The sequence below is a fragment of the Paenibacillus sp. FSL R7-269 genome, from assembly GCF_000517865.1.
GTDB lineage: Bacteria > Bacillota > Bacilli > Paenibacillales > Paenibacillaceae > Paenibacillus_AQ.
In genome coordinates, this window is sequence record NZ_ASPS01000023.1 from 111,347 (window position 1) to 132,607 (window position 21,261).

Below are 21,261 nucleotides of genomic sequence, written 5' to 3' on the forward strand. Positions count from 1 at the left end.
ATGTAAACTTCGGGAATGTCAATATATTTGTCAGGAGAGTATAGCAGTGAATGTAGATGTTAGTATATTGATTCTAAATTACAACACATGCCGCCTGACGATGGATTGTCTGAGGTCGGTATATGATTCAGAGACAAGCTATTCCTATGAAATTATTCTAGTAGATAATAACTCCGAGGATGACTCGGTGGAGACGATAAGCAAGGAGTTCCCGGAGGTGCTGTTAATCGCCAATTCAGAGAATGTAGGCTTTGCCAAGGGGAATAACCAGGGGATGGAGGTCGCCTCCGGGCGTTATGTGCTGCTGCTCAATTCAGATACTGTGATCCGTAAGGATACGCTGGAGACGATGCTGGCGTTCATGGACAGCCGCCTTGATCTTGGCGCGTCCGGGTGTAAGGTGATTTTGCCGGATGGGTCGCTCGATAAGGCTTGCCGGAGAGGGTTCCCGACCCCGTCTGCGTCCTTCTATTATGCCTTTGGCTTCAGTAAGCTGTTCCCGGACCGTCCGAAGTTCAACGGCTATCAGCTCGGCTATCTGGACCCGGATGATGAATATCCGGTAGATTGTCTGGTTGGAGCGTTCATGCTGCTGCGCCGGGAGACGATTGAGCAGGTGGGCGGGCTGGATGAGACCTTTTTCATGTATGGAGAGGATCTGGATTGGTGTTACCGGATCAAGGAAGCGGGCTGGGGGATTTATTATTATCCGCAGACGTCCATCGTACATCTGAAGGGTGGCAGCGCGCGCCGCAGACCGTTCAAGATTGTGTATGAGTTTCACCGGGCGATGATTTTATTTCATAAGAAGCATTATAGCAGCCGTTACAATAGTATGATAAATGGAGCGGTCTATGCTGGCGTCGGCGTTAAGTTCACTCTGTCGCTGCTGCGTAACGCATTGATTGCCCCGCGTAAGGTACCTACTCCCGCACAGAGTCTGAATGTTCCCGGGGAAGCTGGTATCCGCAATGAATCGAAGGCTGAGGTGAGATTATGATTCGCCGGAATCAAAAATTTTTGACCCAACTCTATATGGTAGCTGACTTCCTCGTGATTCAGATGTCCTTCCTTGCAGCCTGGTGGCTGAAGTTCAAGAGCGGCTTGCTGGAATCCTACCGGACGCTGCCTATAGAATCTTATGCTTACTGGAGCGTCATCTATGGGGCCATCGCCATACTGATTGGTATTGTGCTATCTCTATATTTGCCCAAGCGGAAGAAGCGGTTCATTGATGAATTTCTGAAGATTTTCCAGGTGCATGTCTTGGGGATCTTCATCTTACTAGGCCTGATGTTCTTCCTGAGGGAGATTGATGTCTCCCGGCAATATCTGGCGATCTACATGGGCTTCAATATTCTGTCCATTATGCTGTACCGATATGTGCTGAAGAAGATGCTGAAGTCGCTGCGTGAAAAAGGCTTCAACCGCCAGTTCGTTCTAATTCTTGGTGCAGGCACATTGGGTAAAAGATTCTATAACAACCTGGAGCAGTATCCGGAGCTGGGTTATGAGGCGATCGGGTTCCTGGATGACTTCCATCATTGGGATGGCATTGAGGAGCAGCGGTATAAGCCAATTCTGGGTACAGTGGATCAGCTGGAGGCGATGCTGGAGATGCTTCCTGTCGATGAGGTCATTCTGGCGCTGCCGCTGGATGCCCACTCGAAATACCCTGCTATTATTGCTACTTGTGAGAAAGCCGGGATGCGGACGCTGATTATCCCCGACTTCTTCGACTATCTGCCGGCCCGTCCGTATTTCGATAACTTTGCCGGGATGCCGATGATTAATGTGCGTGATATACCGCTGGATATGGCCGGGAACAAAATGGCGAAGCGTGCGTTTGATATTGTGTTCGCCTTGTTCGCCATTCTCATGCTGTCTCCGGTGATGCTGATTGTTGCGCTTGGAGTGCGTCTGACCTCTCCAGGACCGGTGATTTTCAAGCAGGAGCGGGTGGGGCTGAACCGCCGTAATTTCATGATGTACAAGTTCCGTTCCATGAAAATGCAGACGGACGGTGAAGTGGACACAGGCTGGAGCACGAAGGAAGATCCGCGCCGGACCCGCTTTGGCACGTTTATCCGCCGAACGAGTCTGGATGAGTTGCCGCAATTCTTCAATGTCCTGTTCGGGCAGATGAGTGTGGTCGGTCCGCGGCCAGAGCGTCCATTCTTTGTAGAACAGTTCCGTGGCGAGATTCCGAAGTATATGGTCAAGCATCATGTGCGGCCCGGAATTACCGGCTGGGCTCAGAGTAACGGTCTGCGCGGGGATACCTCGATTGAGGACCGGATCAAGCATGATATTTTCTATATCGAGAACTGGTCTCTATTGTTTGACATCCGGATTATTGTCAAGACGATTCGTAACGGGTTTAAGAACGCTTATTAATACACGGTCTTATCTAAATTATAGGTTTCGCTAAAAAACGGTTGCTGCCCCTTGAGGATGACACAGCCGTTTTTGCTTTTTTCAGCCGACTCTCTACTACTTGCAAAGGAGACTGCCATCATGAAGAGAACCAAGCTTATGGCTTCTATGATTATCATCGGGGCTGTTGCACTTCTGCTTGTACTGACGCTTGGAGGAAAAGACAAACAGCCGGCTACCGGCTTCGCAGCCCACCGGGTAATTGCCCATGCCATGGGCGGAATCAATGACAAGGCGTATACCAATACCAAGGACGCTTTTATTGCAAACTATGAGCAGGGGACCCGGATCTTTGAGGCAGACCTGCTGCTGACCAGTGATGAACAGCTCGTGGCCCGGCATGAATGGACTACAGGTATGAGTAAGAAGCTGGGCCAACAGGAGGTTCTTCCTCCTGACAAGCAGGGAGAGGTGCTGACTCACGATGAAGTGATGAACAGCCCGGTGCTGGAACTTTACTCTCCACTGGATATTGAGAAAATTGTCAATCTGATGGAGCTCTACCCGGACACGTATATTGTAACGGACACAAAGGAGCTGGAGCCCGAACAGGTAACGAAGCAATTTCAGCTCATTGTAGAAGCTGCCCGGAAGAAGGACCCTGCGCTGCTAGAGCGGATTGTTCCGCAGATTTACAGCCGGGAGATGCTGGAGGTTGTGAAGCAGGTGTACGCTTTTCCAGAAATCATCTATACCCTATACCAGACAGAGGACAGCGACGAGGTGGTTATTGAATTTGTCAAGCAGACTGGCGTAGACATCACGATGCCGACAACCAGGGCTACCAAGAGCTTCGTGCATAACTTGAAAAAAGCGGGCGCCAGAGTCTACGTGCATACCGTAAACGATGAACAGGAAATTGTGGAGCTGTCCCGGTTGGGTGTCAACGGTTTCTACACTGACTTTGTCCCGGAAAATGATTTGAACCGGATCAAGGGTCTCCGTTGATTGAGGAACAGACCAAAGCAAATATGCGAAAAAATGTTCGCATTTTGTTCTCTTTTAAATTGACACCCCCCTTCGTGCTGACTTAGACTAGAGATACGGATTTTGCGTGCGCAGGAGTGTGTATATTCACTTAGATGAACAATGAGGATGGACAAAGATGAACGAGATGCGGCAAATGATCAGGCCGTGGCGGCATGTATTCAAGCTGGACCCGGACCGTGTGCTTGGTGACAAGGAGCTGGCCGCTGTGTGCCAGTCGGGAACCGATGCGATTATAGTCGGCGGCTCTACCGGCGTGACTTATGAGAATACAGTGAGTCTGCTTGCGAGAATCCGGCAGTATGACCTGCCTTGCGCGCTGGAGATCTCGGATCTGGAGGCCGCTGTGCCCGGTTTTGACCTGTATATGATTCCCATGGTGCTCAACACTGACGATACTTCATGGATTCTCGGCCATCACCGCCGGGCGATTGAACGTTTCGGCAGTCTGATCCCATGGGAATTGCTGCTGACAGAGGGCTATATTGTGCTGAATAGCGATTCCTCGGTAGCACGCCTGACCGGTGCGGACTGCTCGCTGGATGTGGCTGGTGCGGGAGCCTATGCGCAGATTGCAGACAAGCTGATGAACCTCCCGGTGGTCTATCTTGAATATAGCGGGCGCTATGGAGATCTGGAGATTGTGCGCGAGGTTAGGGAAGTGGTTGAGCACAGCCAGCTTTTCTATGGAGGCGGAATTACAGGTGCAGAGGAAGCCATGCATGTAGCCGCGCTATGTGATACAGTAGTGGTCGGCAATATTATTTATAGTAATGTGGAACAAGCGCTGTTGACGGTCCAGGCTGTACGGGATACCCCGCAGATGGACTGGTAGAGTTTATAGATCATGATATAGCTTTTATTCAGAAAGGAGCATGTAACACATGCAACTTGTTAACATACAAGACGCCGTAAGCCGTCTGAATCCCCCGCAGCGTCAGGCTGTAGAAGCAACTGAAGGCCCCCTGCTCATCATGGCTGGCGCAGGCAGCGGTAAGACCCGCGTGCTGACCCACCGGATTGCCTGGCTGATCGCGAACCGCAAGGCACCGCCTTGGGCGATTCTGGCGATTACGTTTACGAATAAAGCCGCCCGGGAGATGCAGGACCGTGTCTCCAAGCTGGTAGGGCCGGAGGGCCGGGATATTTGGGTATCCACTTTTCACTCCATGTGTGTGCGGATTCTGCGGAAGGATATTGATCAGATCGGCTTCACCTCGAATTTCTCCATTCTGGATTCGACAGACCAGCTATCCGTTATCCGTAATTGTATGAAGGATCTGGATATCGATACCAAAAAGTTCGAGCCGAAGGCCATCCAGGCTGTTATTAGCACGAACAAGGATGAGTTGATCACACCGGCGCAGTATGAGCAGAAGGTCGGCGATTATTTTGAAGGCTTGGTTGCTAAAGTGTACACCAAATACCAGCACCGGCTGAGAAGCAACAACTCTCTGGATTTCGATGACCTGATTATGAAGACGATCGAGCTGTTCAAGGAGAAGCCGGATGTACTGGATTTCTATCAGAAGAAGTTCAAGTATATTCATGTCGATGAGTATCAGGATACGAACCGGGCGCAGTACATGCTCTGCCGGATGCTGGCTGAAGGCCATCACCGGATCTGCGTGGTAGGGGACAGTGACCAGTCCATCTACCGCTGGCGCGGGGCGGATATCTCGAACATTCTGAACTTCGAAGAGGATTACCCCGAAGCCCAGACGATTCTGCTGGAGCAGAATTACCGTTCCACCTCAAATATTCTGAATGCCGCCAACGGCGTGATTGCCCTCAATACGGGCCGCAAGCCCAAGAAGCTGTGGACCGACTCCGATGAAGGCGCGAAGATCAAGGTGTTCCGCGGTGACACTGAGCATGACGAAGGATATTTCGTCACCGGGGAGATCAGCAAGAATGTGAAGCAGGGACAGGCTTACCAGAATCATGCGATTCTGTACCGTACGAACGCCCAGTCCCGTGTAATAGAAGAAATTCTGATCAAATCGGATATTCCCTACCAGATCGTCGGGGGGATCAAGTTCTACGACCGTAAAGAAATTAAGGATCTGCTGGCGTACCTGCGCCTGTTATCCAATCCTGATGATGATATCAGCTTGACGCGGATTATCAATGTTCCGAAGCGCGGGCTGGGGGATACAACCGTTGGCAAGCTTGCGGCAGCGGCTGCTGCCCAGGGCGTGTCGATTTTCCGGGCGCTGCAGACGGTGGATGATCTCGGATTCGCCGGACGGACCCGCAACACGCTGGTGGAATTCTACGATATGATCGAAGCGTTGCACCGGATGGTGGAATTCCTCTCGGTGACAGAGCTGACTGAGAAGATTCTCGAGCTGTCGCAGTACCGCCTTGAATTGCAGAATGAGAATACGCTGGAGTCCCGTTCACGCCTGGAGAACATTGACGAGTTCCTGTCTGTTACGATGGAGTTCGAGAAGAACAATGAAGACAAGTCGCTGGTCTCCTTCCTGACCGATCTGGCACTGATCGCGGATATCGACAGTGTGAACGATGAAGAGGAACGCAGCGATGCGGTGGTGCTGATGACGATGCACAGCGCGAAGGGGCTGGAGTTCCCGACCGTCTTCATCATCGGGATGGAGGAAGGGGTGTTCCCGCACAGCCGTGCCTTCCAGGACAATGATGAACTGGAAGAAGAACGCCGGCTGGCGTATGTGGGCATAACCCGTGCGGAGAAGCAGCTGTTCCTCAGCTGCGCACGGATGCGCACGTTGTTCGGGCGGACGAACGCGAATGCGCCGTCCCGCTTTCTGGAGGAGATTCCGGAGGAGCTGAAGGAAGATACCGTCCGTGAATCGGACCGCTTCCGGCGCGGAGGCGCGGAGGCAGGCGGTGCCTATGGCGGCCGGGGCTTCAGCGGAAGCGGAGGCAGCCGGGGGAACTTCGGCAGCCGCAGCGCTGCTGCCGGGAACGCGCCGGGAGGCGGCGGGTCCGCCAGCTTCGGCAGCGGCAGTTCGGCAAGCGCGGTGCCTGGCGCGGGCCGTGTTGTGGTAACGACCGGAGGCGCGCAGCGCACGACGGGCGGAGCCGGGGCGGCTGCGGAGGCCGGAGGCTTCAAGGCAGGCGACAAGGTCTCCCACGGCAAATGGGGCATCGGCACCATTGTAGCCGTGAAGGGCAGCGGCAACGATACGGAGCTGCAGATTGCCTTCCCGGCGCCGGTAGGCGTCAAGCGGCTGCTGGCCGGCTTTGCGCCGATCACCAAAGTTGAATAAATCAAGCTTGCGATTAACGGCAATGCTTTTGGATCACGCTAACCGTAGGAAACCCATTTGACGGAGGGATGTGCCGGATGGATATTATGTTCACGATGGAAGAACTTGTCGCCGAGCTGAATCAGTACAATTATCACTACTATACGCTGGATGCCCCGCAGATCAGCGACAAGGAATATGATGTGCTCTACGATAAGCTGGTAGCATTGGAAGCGGAGAGCGGAATGGTATTGCCGCATTCTCCGACCCAGCGGGTAGGCGGGGAGCTGCTCAAGGGCTTCACACCGCACCGCCATCTGGCACCGCTGTGGAGTCTGGATAAGGCGCAGAACATTGAACAGCTTCGTACCTGGAACACCCGTGTGCTGAAGCTGGTGAATGATTATAATACCAAGAACCCGGACAATCCGCTGCCGGATCCGTGTTATGCCGTGGAGCTGAAGTTCGACGGCTTGACACTGAACCTGACCTATCGTGATGGGGCACTTGTACAAGCAGCTACCCGCGGCAACGGGGTGACAGGTGAGGGGATTCTGGCTCAGGTGAAGACGATCAAGTCCGTTCCGCTGAATATCCCGTTCAAGGAAGGCGTTATTGAAGTGCAGGGCGAGGGGATTATGAACCTGTCTGTACTGGCGGATTATAATACCCGCGCAGCAGAGCCGCTGAAGAATGCACGCAATGGTGCGGCGGGCGCGCTGCGCAACCTGAATCCCAAGATGACTGCCGACCGCAGGCTGAATGCTTTCTTTTATAATGTGGGGTATGCAGAGGGCGTGAAGTTCGGCGATCATCAGGAGATGATGGATTTCCTGCGCAGCAACCGGTTCAAGGTTAACCCTTACCTCAACTACTTCAGCAATTTCGATGATGTGACTGAGCAGCTGGCAGAGATTGAAGAGAGCCGTTCCGGTCTGGATTATCTGATTGACGGAGCAGTGATTAAGGTCACGGACTTCCGCATCCGTGAGGCGCTGGGGTATACCGACAAGTTCCCGCGCTGGGCCGTTGCCTATAAATTTGAGGCGGAAGAGACCACAACTATTCTTGAATCTGTAAGCTGGAATGTCGGACGTACCGGCAAAGTGACTCCGCTCGCGCGGGTGGAAGCTGTAGAACTAGCCGGGGTTACGGTACAGAACTGCACCCTTAACAATGTGGGCGATATTGAGCGCAAGAATCTGAAGTTCGCACTGGGCACACGGGTGTTCATCCGCCGCTCCAATGATGTGATCCCGGAGATTCTGGGCAAGGTGACAGAAGAGAGTGACGGCGGGGAGATCCTGTTCCCTGAGGAGTGTCCGGCCTGCGGGTTCCCGCTGGAGATGCGCGGCGCTCATCTGTTCTGCAACAACAAGCTGGACTGCAAGCCGCAGATTGTCAGCCGGATTACCCATTTTGCGTCCAGAGATGCCATGGATATTGAGACGTTCAGTGAGAAGACTGCGGCTCAGCTGCATGAGGAGCTTAGTGTTCGGGAGCCTGCGGATCTGTATGAGCTAACCTTCGACCAGCTGGTGAAGCTGGAGCGGTTCGGAGAGAAGAAGGCGGCGAATCTGCTGAAGGCACTCGAAGACAGCAAAGGCAGAGATCTGGCATCCTTCCTCTATGCACTCGGCATTCCTAATACCGGCAAAGCCACGACAAGAATGCTGGCCGACCATTACCGCAGCCTGGAAGCCGTCATGTCTGCTACAGCGGAGGAGCTGGCCGGGCTGCCGGATATCGGTGGGATTGTGGCAGAGAGCATCGTGAACTATTTTGCCGATCCGTTCGTAGTGGTCAGTATTGACCGTATGCGGGCGCTGGGGGTAGAGGCCAAGGGTGCTGAAGCTCCGCGTGTAGTTGCTACCAACTCCTACTTCAGCGGTTTAACCGTTGTACTCACAGGTACGCTGCACAAAATGACCCGCGAAGAAGCGGCCGAACGCCTGGAAGCTCTGGGAGCCAAGGTATCCGGCAGCGTCTCCAAGAAGACTGACCTGGTCATCGCCGGGGAGAAGGCGGGCAGCAAGCTGGCCAAGGCTCAGCAGCTGGGGGTCAAGGTTATCGAAGACGAAGACGAGCTGATCCGCTTGCTGGAGTTGTAAGGCGAGAACGGATAGAGGTATACAGAGTCCTGTAATTCTTTTGCCTGACGGCGGAGAGGTACAGGGCTTTTTGTATATGTGAACACTTGATAATTTAATACAACTCCATACTTATTTTGACAGTTAGTTAATCTTTCCAAGGTAAGCTTGGGATTAGAACCGTCACAATGAGGAAGGGGTATATGATGAACAAGTTAATGAGGGGCATGATTGTTGGAGGATTGGCGGCAGCAGTAGTATCAGGAGCAACCCTTGCAGGTGCGGCCAAGAGCCCGGCGAATTCCGGGGGCGCTGCCAAGGCCCAGTCTAAGAATCTTATTGTTCTGATCGGCGACGGCATGGGCCCGGCCCAAGTGTCTGCGGCAAGATATTTTCAGCAATATACCAAGGGAGTCAAGCACCTGAACCTCGATCCATACTACGTGGGACAAGCTACTACATATGCAGACCGGGGAGAGGACAGCGGTAAAATCGTATCCGGGATCGTCACAGACTCCGCCTCTGCCGGTACTGCATTTGCTACAGGTCATAAAACCTATAACGCAGGCATCAGCGTCTCTAATGAGGATGTCTCGAGGCCCTTTGCTTCCATTATTGAAGCTGCCGAGAGCGCAGGCAAGGCCACAGGCCTTGTGACCACTGCCCGTATCACCCATGCCACACCAGCCGTGTATGCTTCCCATGTCCGTAACCGTGACAACGAATCGGCGATTGCCTCGCAGTATCTGGAGAGCGGAGTGGATGTGCTGATGGGCGGCGGGAAGCAGTTCTTCCTGACCAAGGAGGAGAAGGGCAAGCGTACAGATAAGAACCTGCTGCCTGACTTCAAAGCGAAAGGGTACACGGTAGTTGAGAATACCACCGCCTTAAATGCACTTACTTCCAAGAATACCAAGGTGTTAGGTTTGTTCGGTAACTCCCATGTGGCTTATACTCCAGACCGCACTCCTGAAATTCCGAGCCTGGCGGCGATGACCTCCAAGGCACTGAATATTCTGTCCGCCGATAAAGACGGCTTCGTTATGATGATTGAAGGCGGGCGTATCGACCATGCCGGTCATGCCAACGATCTGCCGACTATGGTGCAGGAAGCACTTGACTTCGACGCAGCCTTCAAGGCAGCTGTTGATTTTGCGAAGAAAAATGGCAACACCTCCGTAGTGGTTACGGCTGACCATGAGACAGGCGGCCTCTCACTCTCGCGTGACAATATCTATGAGATTAACATCGATCTGTGGAACAAGCAGAAGCACTCCTCCGAGAGTCTGGCAGCCGATCTTGAAGCAGCACAGACACCGGAAGAGATTCGCAAGATCGTAACCGCAAACACCTGGATTACAGATCTGACGGATGAGGAAGTTACCCAGATTATGAATGGCGACGGTTCTTCGTACAAACGGGAAGGCGCATATAATGCAGTAATTTCCAAGCGTCTGCTGGTCGGCTGGTCGGGTCATGGTCACTCTGCGGTGGATGTTGGGGTGTGGGCGTATGGCCCGATTGCTGACAAGGTGAAGGGACAGATTGACAATACGCAGATCGCAACGGCAGGAGCAGGCATACTGGGAATTGATCTGAACAAACGTTCCGCAGAGCTGCAAGCGAAATATGTCTATCCGAAATTCAAAATCAGCCGCGACAATGAGGTGCTCTACCCGGCACAGGCACTGGTGAAGGCGCTTGGAGGAACCTATACAGGGAACACCTCTGCTGCCAAGCTGGCTTTTGGAAAGAATACGATCGACGTCGATCTGACAGGTAAAACAGCGAAGCTGAACAGCAAAGCGGCCGCATATACGGTGGATGTGGATAACAATGTACTCTACCTTCCGCTTAGTGCATTCAACCAGTTGAAGGGCACGACCCTAACCTGGGATGCCTTGTCCGAACGCATTGTACTCAGATAGGAGTGGCTCTTATTGCTCCAGATTCAGAATGTAACCAAACAATTCAAAGTGGACGGCAGAGCTGTGCCGATTCTTGATATCCCGCTTTGGAACGTTGAACAAGGAGAGTGCGTAGCCATTACCGGACCCAGCGGGTCCGGTAAAAGCACGCTTTTGCACTTGATCAGCGGCATCATGAGTACAGACAGCGGCAGAATTACCGTAAATGGACAGCCGCTTCACGAGTTAACTGAGGCGAAGCGCGATGCCTTCCGTGCTTCTGCTATCGGCTATGTGCTGCAGGACTTCCATCTGATTCCCTCGCTGACCGCGCGGCAGAATGTCGAGATTGCCATGACGGCCCGGCTTCCGCAAAAGGAGCGACGGCGTATAGTGGACGGCTGGCTGGAACAGGTGGGCCTGGGGGGCCGCGGAAGGCATCTGCCTTCCCAGCTCTCACGCGGGCAGCAGCAGCGTGTTGCCATTGTAAGAGCCATGGTCAATCACCCGCCGCTTCTGCTGGCAGATGAACCGACAGGCAGCTTGGACTGGGAGACTGCCGATGAGATATCCTCTTTGCTCTTGGAGCTTAGTGCAGCGCATGGACACACCTTAATCGTGGTAACACATGACCTCAATATGGCTGAACGGTTTCCGCGCCGCTTGAACATTCAGGATATCAATGAAGTACGCCGGGAGGTATTAGCCCGGCAGCGGTCCTCGTTCAGCGGGATAGACAAGGAGGGGGTTTCACTATGAGCCTCTTCCAGCTCACCCTCCGCAATGTGTTGCACCGGCGGTTCCTGTCTCTGCTTACCGTGTGTGCTGTGGCGATTACAGTTGCCTTTATTGTCTTACTTGTTCTATCCCGGCAGAGTGTTGAGCAGGGGGCCAAGAAAGGCTATGGCCCTTTTGATCTTGTCATAGGGGCAGCGGGCAGTGAGACACAACTGGTGCTCAATACCTTTTATCATATTGGCGCACCAACCGGGAATATCCCGCTCACTGTACTGGATGAGGCACGGAGTGACCCGTCCGTGGAAGCTGCCTTTGCGATGACTACGGGCGACAACTACAAAGGCTATCCAATTGTTGGGATAGATTCCGGGTACTTCTTCAACCGTTACGGCGGCAGCAGGCTGCAGGAAGGCAAGATGTATGCCGATACTGGAGATACGATTGTAGGCTCTTACGTCGCCCGGTCGCTGGGACTGAAGATAGGCGATACCTTTGCGGGGGCGCATGGACTTGTGCAGGGAGAAGACCACGAATCCTCAGCTCCTGAGCATGAGGAGGGTCATGAGGAGGAGCATGCAGCGGGAGAATCAGGCGGGCATGCCCATGAGGATTTTCGGTATAGGGTAGCGGGGATTCTTCCAGAACTCCATACTCCGGATGACCGTGCGGTCTTTACAACGGTGGACTATGCCTGGGCTGTACATGGCCTGGCGCCTGAGGAGCGGGAGATTACGGCAGTGCTGGTTAAGCCGGCTAGTCTGCTGGGGGCCCATGATTTGAAGCAGGCGTTCGATGGCAGCGGCGGTGTTCAGGCGGTGTATACCAGCAAGGCTGTGTCCGATGTGTTGAATGCAGTGGATCAGGGCTCCCGGCTGCTGGGGATGCTGACGGCTATATGTGTGCTGCTCGCAGGTATTGCGATTCTATTATCTCTTGTTGCAGCAGCCTCAGAGCGGACCAAGGATGTCGGAATACTGCGTCTTCTCGGAAAATCACGGGCCTACGTATGGCTCTCCCTGACCACAGAAGGCCTGCTCGTAACGGCAACCGGACTTATCGCGGGGCTTGTGACCGGTCATCTCGGAGCTTATCTGCTGAGGGACATGCTGTTCTCGCAGGCGGGCATTCAAATCGAGCCCTACCACTGGACACCGGAGCATTGGCTTATTGTGCTTGGGGCGCTGGCTATAGGTCTGCTGTCCTCGCTTGGACCAGCCTTCCGGATGTACCGGATGCACCCGCTCGCCTTGTTCAAATCATAGGAGGTACGTTCAATTGATACGACTACAAGGAAGACTGATTCTGCTGTCGGGAGCTGTGATAGGTCTGCTGCTGCTTCAGGCATGTGGCCAGAATACTGCTACCGAAGGCAACGGGGAATCCTTTGCAGCGGTGGCGGAAGCCTCGCAGAGCACTGCGGAAGTCACGGTGGAAGCTGAGTCGTCAGCATCCCCTTCCCCGCAGGCCATTGCTCCAGTTACCAAGGGCGGAGCTGCTGCGTCTGCTGTTCCATCCAAAGGTACGGATGCCGGATCCAAGGTGACGGTTACGTTCAAGCCGTCTCCATCGCCTGCTGCTGCACCTGTTGAGACGGCTTCCCGGAAGACCCCTGGGAAGACCGTAACTACTACTCCGAGTCCGGCAGCCTCATCTTCTGTACAAAGCCCCCGCCCAGCAGCAGCGTCTAAGGGTACCGAGGGAAGCGGCACTGGAGCAGAATCCGTCAAGGCGAAATCTGCTCCGGTATTGAGCGTGCCACCGTCACTGTCTCCGTCTGCGGCACCAGCGGCAACGGCTACAGTGGTTGCTGCCTACACAGGGAATACAGCCATAGACTGGAACGGTTTTTTTGATGGAGACGATCAGACCCGGCCCTCAGAGCACTTCTGGGATCTTAGCGGTCAGCAGGTCACTATTAAGGGATTCATGGGCGAGGTCCTTTCTTTTGAGAAAAACTGGTTCCTGCTTATTCCCGAACCGGGTGCAGAGTGTCCGTTCGATAATGGGGATGAGACCTACTGGAACAAGATTATGATTGTGTTTGTTCCTGAAGGCAGTAAGCTCCGCCACACCTCAGGTCCGCTGGAAATATCGGGTCGCCTGGACGTTGGAATCAAGATTGACGAGTCCGGCTACAAAACCATGTTCCGCCTGTACGATGCTTCCTTCAAAAGCCTGTGATCCATTAAGCAAGAACAAAAAACCTCCAAATTCCCTAATTGGGAAAGGAGGTTTTTTAATTGGATAAAAGGCAGGAGCTGCAACTACACCCGCTTGGCACCCGGCAGCCAGGCATCTTTGTCATACCCCCGCTGTTCCCAATACCCGACATAATCTTCATTGATTAACTCAATGCGGTTCAGCCATTTAACCGATTTATAGGCATACATTTGCGGAGTAACGAGACGAACCGGTCCGCCGAGCTGATTGGGGATAGGTTTGCCATCGTGCATCACAGCCACCATGATATCGTCCATCCTTGCCTGATCCAGAGTGAGTGAGTCCGTATAGACACCGTCTCCCGAGTAGAACTTGACCATGACGGCCCCAGGCTGCACACCGGCCATATCGAGCAGCTTCGAGAGGGGTAGACCCTCCCATGTGTTTTTGTACACAGACCAGCCTGTCACGCAGTGGAAATCACTGACCTGCACCTCACGCTGCAGCTTAACGAACTCTTCCCAGTTCCAGCTCAGCTTCTTATCCACCAGGCCATCAATAGTAAAAGACCAGTTGGAGTTGTCGAACGCGGGAATGGCCGTGACCGTATATACCCGAAAGCTGCCCTCGGCTCCCCCGCCGATAGGAGGTGCAGATTCCGCCAGCGGAACAGGGTCAGGAATCAATGCATTGGCATTGGTTGCCGCATAGTCGGCTGTACCCGGAAACTGCAGGGATTTACCGATCCAGCGGACAAAAGTAGGGCCGAGCGTGACAGCAAGCCCGGCGCCTACCGCAACCTTAATGAACCCGCGGCGTGAATACATAGGCTGGGCTTCAGAAGGAGCCGCGCGCCGCGCCCGTTCTGCGTGAGAAGAGGTCTCTTTTACAGGTACAGCTTCTGCCACAATCGTGCGCTTCTTGGGCTCCTTCAGCCACTTCACCCGGGTAATGGAGTGATAGATGATTACGGGCAGGCCGACCCAGGTCAGCAGATCATGGATGAATAACGCAGTATTCGCTGCTCTCGGCCCGGCGAGCCTGAACTGCCAGAGTACAACCCCTGAGATCAGCCAGCCGATCAAAAGCGTCAGCACGAAGAGGACGTTGGCTTTTTGCGCAGGTTTACCCTTGAGCCGCTTCCAGTGCTTCGCTGCCAGTAGCAGATAATAGACTACAGGGATCAACAGCACCAGACCGAACACGATATGGCCCCACTTCAGCCACACTCTGCCTTCACCCAGCAGCTCTCTCCAGAAGCCGCCTACCAGCATCAGACCGCTAACGGCAAGGATTAAGACCAGCCAGGCATTCCACAAGTGAATCGAGACGAGCTTCTTGCCGTATCCTTTGCGGATGCCGGTCAATATTTTTTTCACCTGCAGTCCCTCCCTTGATGAATAAGTGTCCAATATCATATTAATTTAAGTTTTAACTAATTGTACCGCAAAAAAACACCGCTGAATAATATTATCCCGATCAAGCCTGACCGTATGGTTGCCTTCTCTGAACTTTTTCTTATAGACTAATGGAAAGAGCTAGGGAAAGGATTAAATGCCCATGAACCAAGAAACGATACTGCTGGTGGATGATGAAGTGGAGATTGTGGAACTGCTGGATATCTATTTTCGCAATGAGGGGTACCGGCTGCTTAAGGCATTTGATGGAAGAGAGGCGCTTGAATGCCTTGGCAAGGAAGAGGTGGATCTCATTATACTCGATGTGATGATGCCACACATGGATGGGATTGCCGCCTGCATGAAGATTCGTGAAGAGCGCAACATGCCGATTATTATGCTCTCCGCCAAGAATGCCGATATGGACAAAATCCTTGGACTCAGCATCGGTGCAGACGATTATGTGGGCAAGCCGTTTAATCCGCTGGAACTGGTGGCGCGGGCCAAATCGCAGCTGCGACGTTACCATAAATTGAATCGGGACACTTCTGCCAGAACGAATGAGCATGAACTGATCTTTGAAGATTTGCTGATAGATACACTTCGGCATGAGGTAAGTGTGGACAATCGCAAGGTGAAGCTGACACCCCGCGAGTTTTCTATCCTGGAACTTCTGGCGCGGCATCAGGGACAGGTGCTCAGCATGGAGCAGATTTATCTGAAAGTGTGGAATGAGCCTTTTCTGGATGGTGGCAATACCGTGATGGTGCATGTCCGCAATATCCGCGACAAAATTGAGCTGGACGCAAAGCAGCCCCGTTATGTGCAGACCGTATGGGGCATTGGCTACAAACTGGATCATCCATCCTGAAAGCTGAGGGGAACTGTAGTGAACACCAAATATATAAGCACTATCCGCTGGAAGTTTATCTGGGCCTTTGTGCTGAGCATTTTGTCGGGGGCAGCTCTGCTTTTGGCTGGCTATCGGCTGGTCAATTCCTTAGTTTATCTTGAGCCGGCGGAGCACTCCGCGCTGTACTCACTTACTTTGAAATGGATCATCAACCATATCGGTTCAGCGCCGCTGATGACTGCTGTCGGGATTGCCAGCTTTCTGATTTTCTTCTTCATCTATACGCGTAAAATCGTCTCGTACCTCGAAGAGATCACCAGCGGTATCCAGCAGATCACAAAGCTTGATGAATCGCACCGGATTGAGGTTCGAACGTCGGACGAGCTGGGGGTACTTGCAGAGAACATCAACATCATGTCTGAGCGGCTACAGCATTCGCTGCTGGAAGAACGCAAGGCTGTCGAGTCCAAAAACGAGCTGATTACCGGTGTATCGCATGATCTCCGCACTCCGTTGACCTCGGTGCTTGGGTTTTTAGAATATATTGAGCAGGACCGCTGCCGGGAAGAGACGGAGATACGTTACTATGTAGGGATTGCCTATCAGAAGTCATTGGTGCTGCGCAAGCTGATTGACGACTTGTTTGAATACACGCGGGTTAACAGCAGCAGACTGCCGTTAGTGCTGGAACGGCTCGATCTCAAGGCATTTATGCGCCAGCTTGCGGAGGAATCGGTTCCGGCACTGACCCGTGAAGGCATGACTTATGAACTGCAGGATGATACCGAATCGTTGTGGATTGAAGCGGCTCCTTATGAATTGGTACGTGCGTATGAGAATCTGATTGCCAATGCGATCCGGTACGGGAAGGACGGGAAACGGCTTGAGATTGGACTCAGCTGTGAAGGTAACGATGCAGTTGTGCGGATCAGCAATTTCGGCGAGATGATTGCGGAGGGGGATCTTCCACATATTTTTGAGCGGTTCTACCGGGCGGAGCGCTCCAGATCGCAGATTACCGGGGGATCGGGATTAGGTCTGGCGATTGCCAAGGGAATTGTGGAAAGGCACCATGGGGAGATTACGGCTCACAGCACCAGATCCCGGACTGACTTTGTTACCCGATTTCCGGTATCCTCCTGACAATCTTCAGTATTTCTTAAGAAGTGGCAATGGTGTTTCTTAAGATTTAGCCGATATCCTTGGGCTATGGGATGAGACCCGGGGAGGCAGGAGAAATTGGCTGATGTCAAAAATACACACGATCCGCACACTTTACCTCTACATATTCTGCGGTAGCGCTCTGCTTAGTGCAGGGCTGTTGCTGCTTATGCGGGGGATTTTTACTATGCTCTACTCCTGGTATACGCCGGAATCGGCTGCGCTGTTTGTCCGTTTCATGCATTGGATCATCAATCATATCGGCGCAAGACCGGCGGCTGTCATGATGTTCACCGTTGTATGTGCAGGGCTGTTCCTGCTCCGTTCACAAAAAGCAGCCAACGATACCACCGCGCTGCTGCGCGCCGCAGAACAACTGGCGGTTCACGGCTCCTGTGAGCTTACGGACCTTGAGGTACAATCGGGTGGGGAATTCAGACGGCTGGCTGCCAGTCTGCGCCGGATTCATCAGGCCGGATTGCGGCCGGCAGCGGCCCCTGCACCGCAAATACAAATGCCAGAGCCGGATGCACAAGAGTTCATAGCGCTTATTTTGCGGACACGGGCGTTGATCCGCACGCTGGAACAGACAGTGGCGGAGTCAGAGGAAGAGGTCTGTATTATCCCCGGTGCAGTTCTGCAGCATCTGGTGATGGCTAAGCACGAGGCGTTGGGACTGGAAAAGCTTCTGGAGAATTGGACTCGGCAGGTATGAGTATGGGAACAAGACGGAGATTCCTGCTACGTATTTGCTATACCGTTTTTGATCTGACAGTCATCCTTACCATTCTTATGCTAGCAGGAATTATATATATGAGTCAGTATGGAAAGCTGGTGCTGGACCGTTATCCGGAGAAAATGATTTTACCGGAGTCAAGCGTCATTATGGCCTCTGACGGAACAGTGTTGCGGAGAATACCGCTGCCTGAAACGGGCTATCGAATCAAAGCAGGACTAGGAGAAATGCCGCAGCTGCTCATAGATACTTTCATCGCTGTAGAGGACCGCCGTTTTTACAGCCATAAAGGTCTGGACTACCAGGGAATAGCCCGTGCATTAGTCAATAATACCGTACGGATGGGGGTATCTGAGGGTGGAAGCAGCATCACCCAGCAGCTGGCAAGAGGGTTGTATCTGAACCGGGGGCAGAATCTGCTGCGTAAGCTGAACGAAGCCTTAATAGCATTGGCCCTGGAGAAGCAGTTATCGAAGGATGAGATTCTGCAGTTGTATCTCAACCAAATTTATATGGGACAAGGGCAATATGGGGTGAAATCTGCAGCGGAGCGTTATTTTGGTATAACTGATCTGAAGCATTTGGAGATCGGGCAGATCGCGACGCTTGCGGCTATCCCCAAAGGGCCGTCTATTTACAATCCGGCAGACAACCTTGAACGGTCAGCAAGCAGACGGAATCTTGTCCTGCGGATTATGCAACAGCAACAGCTGATTACAACGGAACAGATGACGGCAGCAATGAAGAGCACCTACGTACCTCCGGTTAAGGATAAGACTGAGATTGTCGGGGCGTCCTATATGGGTGCGGCAATTCAGGAAGCGATGCGGCAGACAGGATTATCGCAAAAGGAGCTAAGCACAGGCGGATATACACTGGTGACGGGCATGAATATTGAGGCGCAGCGTGCTATGGAGCGGGCATTCTCACAGGAGGAGGCATTTCCGCCGGATGGCAAAAACCAGAGAGCAGAAGCAGCCATGGTCATCATGGACCAGCGGACCGGTGAAGTGGCTGCACTGTTGGGCGGGCGAAACCCGCGTACAGGCGGTCTGAACAGAGCCGTAACTCCCTCCCGGCAGCCAGGCTCCGCGCTCAAACCCATTATAGATTATGGGCCGGCGCTGGAGAGCGGGAAATATACGCCGGACAGTCTCCTGCCTGACATTAAAACAACCTATGGCAGCTACAGTCCGGCTAATCTGAACGGTGTATATCGTGGGCAGGTGAGCATGAGGGTTGCCCTGCAGCAGTCCATTAATGCCCCAGCGGTATGGTTACTGAAGCAGGTGGGGGTCAGCTATGCCCGTGGGTTTGCCGCCAGGCTGGGAATAGAACTCGCTGCAGAAGACAACCATCTGGCCATTGCCCTTGGAGGTCTGTATAGCGGGGTTTCTCCGCTCATGATGGCTCAAGCCTACACCGTCTTTGCGAATGGAGGCATTCTTAACAAGGCGTATCTGGTGCGTAGTATCAGGAATTCGCAGAACCAGGTGGTGTATTCACATGTCGCTGCGCCGCAGCAAGCCATTTCGGTACGTACCGCAGCGGATATGACTGCCATGCTCCGTCAGGCAGTGAGTGACGGGACGGGCAGACGGGCGCGAATGAATGTTACAGTCGCCGGTAAGACAGGAACCACGCAGTTGGATCTGCCGGGAGTCCCCGGCAAGGCCAACAGGGATTTATGGTTTGTAGGCTATACCCCTAGATGGACTGCAGCGGTATGGATGGGCTTCGACCACTCTGATCCGGACAACTACATGACTGCCGGCAGCGGGCTTGCGGCTGCTATGTTCGCCAAGGTTCTCTCCATGCTATGAATAGATTTGCTTATTCCGCTGCCCATTCCTCGAGCTTCTTGTCACCAGGCAGCAGCAGAGCCAACAGGCCGAGCAGCGGCAGGAAGCCGCAGGCCACGAACACCGTGGCGATTCCGATCGTGTCGATCAGATGCCCGATTACGACAGAGCCAATTCCGCCAAGCCCGAAGGCAAGGCCGGTAATTAGACCCGAGACCGTACCGATATTGCCTGGATACAGCATCTGCGCGTAGATAACCGTGACGGAGAAGCTGGATAGTAGAATGAACCCGGAGATAATCAGCAGGACGGCCGCCCAGAACTGGTTCACAAAAGGCAGGGCCAGCGCAAACGGCACCGTCCCGATCATCGAGACCAGAATAAGATTGCGGCGGCCGAAGCGGTCTGCGAGCGGGCCCCCGAAGAAAGTGCCGACAGCGCCGGCAGCGAGATAGATGAAGATATAGATCTGTGCCTTATCCAGCGTCATCCCGTATTTGTCCATTAAGTAGAAGGCATAATACCCGCCGATAGAGGCGCCGTACCAGGATCGCACGAATACGATGAAGACCAGAATAACCGTTGTAATCAGAATACGTTTGCTGCGGGCAGGGTCGATGGAGCGGGCAGCTGATTTTTTGCGGAAGGTGTATCCGGCATCCAGCATCTCACGGTACCAGCGGGCCACATAGGCTTGGATGGCTACTCCGGCAGCGGCGATAACGGTGAAGCCGAGAGCACCCATCTGACCGAAGGGAATGAATACCCACTTCATTAATAGAGGACCCAAAGCCTGGCCGGCGTTTCCGCCCACCTGGAATATGGATTGCGACAGCCCCTTGCGCTGACCGGCGGCCATATGAGCCACGCGCATGCCTTCCGGATGGAACGCAGCTGATCCGAAGCCCACCAGCATTACGGACACAATCACTAATACATAATTACCGGCAAAAGCCAGCAGGAACACTCCGGCAAAGGTACAGCACATCCCCAGCGGCAGCAGGATCGGACGCGGCTTACGGTCAGCGGCGAAGCCGATAATAGGCTGTATTACCGAAGAGGTAAGGTTCAGCGCGAACGCTATCCAGCCGATCTGGGCATAGGAGAGTACCAGGTTATCTTTCAGTACAGGGAACATCGCCGGAATCAATGCCTGAATGGAATCGTTGAATAAATGAACAAAGCTGACGGCGAGCAAAATGCGGTAGATGGTAGCCTGCTGCAGATTGCGTGATTCCCCCAGAGGGACGGGGGGAGCTTGAGGCAGGGTCTTGTTGGACATTTGAACTCCTTTCAGGAACAGCTAATAAGTTAGTTATCTTTGGATATGAAGATAAATTCTATTGTAGCGACAAATGAAGTATTATGGGAATCAATTTGTGCAGGGCAGTGGTCAACTATTCATTATTAACTCAAAAAAAGCAGAGTTTAATCCTATTGTAAAAAAAGACTTGCAAACGGTTAGAGAGCATGATATATTATCTCTTGTGCTTATGAGACATCGACGCTAAATTGAGCGGCGGAAGAAAAATAAGTTGACAACAAACGTAATAAAATGATATGATATAATTCCTGTGCAAGAGACATAACGTTGAAATGCCGGGGGCAAGTTCTTTGAAAACTGAACAAATGGAACGCTTTAATTTTTACAAGATTCATTCAATGAATCGTCAGTTTCAAAATGAGCAATCGCTCTTTCTAAATACCAATTTGGAGAGTTTGATCCTGGCTCAGGACGAACGCTGGCGGCGTGCCTAATAC

General features: G+C 53.1%; 16 protein-coding genes. 14 read left to right on the forward strand and 2 right to left on the reverse strand.

Translation table 11 applies throughout. The features are described 5' to 3' along the window. Nucleotides 1-46: 46 nt before the first annotated feature. The 10 genes from C162_RS12495 to C162_RS12540 all read left to right on the forward strand — a co-directional run bounded on the left by C162_RS12495 (nucleotide 47) and on the right by C162_RS12540 (nucleotide 13,572). Nucleotides 47-1,000, forward strand: a complete 954-nt coding sequence (locus tag C162_RS12495) for a glycosyltransferase family 2 protein (protein WP_036694763.1) — start codon at nucleotides 47-49, stop codon at nucleotides 998-1,000. Continuing rightward, complete coding sequence (locus tag C162_RS12500; protein ID WP_036694765.1) at nucleotides 997-2,397, forward strand: undecaprenyl-phosphate glucose phosphotransferase; 1,401 nt, start codon at nucleotides 997-999, stop codon at nucleotides 2,395-2,397. The genes C162_RS12495 and C162_RS12500 overlap by 4 nt, the downstream gene beginning before the upstream one ends. Nucleotides 2,398-2,517: 120 nt before the next feature. Continuing rightward, nucleotides 2,518-3,384, forward strand: coding sequence for a phosphatidylinositol-specific phospholipase C/glycerophosphodiester phosphodiesterase family protein (locus C162_RS12505; RefSeq protein ID WP_036694766.1), 867 nt, complete (start codon nucleotides 2,518-2,520; stop codon nucleotides 3,382-3,384). 166 nt (nucleotides 3,385-3,550) lie between these two features. Continuing rightward, nucleotides 3,551-4,258 carry a heptaprenylglyceryl phosphate synthase gene (locus C162_RS12510; protein WP_036694806.1) on the forward strand — a complete coding sequence of 236 codons (708 nt, stop codon included), beginning with the start codon at nucleotides 3,551-3,553 and terminating at the stop codon, nucleotides 4,256-4,258. 49 nt (nucleotides 4,259-4,307) lie between these two features. Then, the gene (pcrA, locus tag C162_RS12515; RefSeq protein WP_036694767.1) at nucleotides 4,308-6,677 is read left to right on the forward strand and encodes a DNA helicase PcrA; all 2,370 of its coding nucleotides are present in this window, start codon (nucleotides 4,308-4,310) and stop codon (nucleotides 6,675-6,677) included. A 77-nt stretch (nucleotides 6,678-6,754) separates the two neighbouring features. Then, a complete protein-coding gene (ligA, locus tag C162_RS12520) occupies nucleotides 6,755-8,767 on the forward strand; it encodes an NAD-dependent DNA ligase LigA (protein ID WP_036694769.1) in 2,013 nt (670 codons plus the stop codon). Nucleotides 8,768-8,952: 185 nt separating this feature from the next. Next, nucleotides 8,953-10,674: an alkaline phosphatase gene (locus C162_RS12525; RefSeq protein ID WP_442792434.1), complete on the forward strand. Its 1,722-nt coding sequence runs from the start codon at nucleotides 8,953-8,955 to the stop codon at nucleotides 10,672-10,674. Between the two features lie 12 nt (nucleotides 10,675-10,686). Continuing rightward, nucleotides 10,687-11,412 (forward strand): ABC transporter ATP-binding protein, encoded by a 726-nt coding sequence (locus C162_RS12530; protein ID WP_036694772.1) that lies wholly within the window; start codon nucleotides 10,687-10,689, stop codon nucleotides 11,410-11,412. Continuing rightward, nucleotides 11,409-12,653 (forward strand): ABC transporter permease, encoded by a 1,245-nt coding sequence (locus C162_RS12535; protein ID WP_036694773.1) that lies wholly within the window; start codon nucleotides 11,409-11,411, stop codon nucleotides 12,651-12,653. The genes C162_RS12530 and C162_RS12535 overlap by 4 nt, the downstream gene beginning before the upstream one ends. 13 nt (nucleotides 12,654-12,666) lie before the next feature. Further along, nucleotides 12,667-13,572 carry a hypothetical protein gene (locus tag C162_RS12540; RefSeq protein ID WP_051493428.1) on the forward strand — a complete coding sequence of 302 codons (906 nt, stop codon included), beginning with the start codon at nucleotides 12,667-12,669 and terminating at the stop codon, nucleotides 13,570-13,572. 83 nt (nucleotides 13,573-13,655) lie between these two features. On the opposite strand, the gene C162_RS12545 is transcribed toward C162_RS12540, so the two are convergent. Beyond that, nucleotides 13,656-14,930, reverse strand: coding sequence for a molybdopterin-dependent oxidoreductase (locus C162_RS12545; RefSeq protein ID WP_036694774.1), 1,275 nt, complete (start codon nucleotides 14,928-14,930; stop codon nucleotides 13,656-13,658). 181 nt (nucleotides 14,931-15,111) lie between these two features. Here C162_RS12545 and C162_RS12550 point away from each other — a divergent pair, with 181 nt between their 5' ends. From C162_RS12550 to C162_RS12565, 4 genes are all read left to right on the forward strand, one after another. Beyond that, nucleotides 15,112-15,819 carry a response regulator transcription factor gene (locus C162_RS12550; protein WP_036694776.1) on the forward strand — a complete coding sequence of 236 codons (708 nt, stop codon included), beginning with the start codon at nucleotides 15,112-15,114 and terminating at the stop codon, nucleotides 15,817-15,819. A gap of 18 nt (nucleotides 15,820-15,837) precedes the next feature. Beyond that, nucleotides 15,838-16,944 carry a sensor histidine kinase gene (locus C162_RS12555; protein WP_036694777.1) on the forward strand — a complete coding sequence of 369 codons (1,107 nt, stop codon included), beginning with the start codon at nucleotides 15,838-15,840 and terminating at the stop codon, nucleotides 16,942-16,944. A 103-nt stretch (nucleotides 16,945-17,047) separates the two neighbouring features. Then, the gene (locus C162_RS12560; protein ID WP_036694778.1) at nucleotides 17,048-17,677 is read left to right on the forward strand and encodes a hypothetical protein; all 630 of its coding nucleotides are present in this window, start codon (nucleotides 17,048-17,050) and stop codon (nucleotides 17,675-17,677) included. A 98-nt stretch (nucleotides 17,678-17,775) separates the two neighbouring features. Then, entirely contained in the window at nucleotides 17,776-19,521 is a 1,746-nt protein-coding gene (locus tag C162_RS12565; RefSeq protein ID WP_235218413.1) for a transglycosylase domain-containing protein, read from the forward strand. Nucleotides 19,522-19,531: 10 nt separating this feature from the next. Here C162_RS12565 and C162_RS12570 read toward each other — a convergent pair whose 3' ends face one another. Beyond that, on the reverse strand, nucleotides 19,532-20,782 hold the full coding sequence (locus tag C162_RS12570) for an MFS transporter (protein ID WP_036694781.1): 1,251 nt from the start codon (nucleotides 20,780-20,782) through the stop codon (nucleotides 19,532-19,534). Between the last annotated feature and the right edge of the window lie 479 nt (nucleotides 20,783-21,261).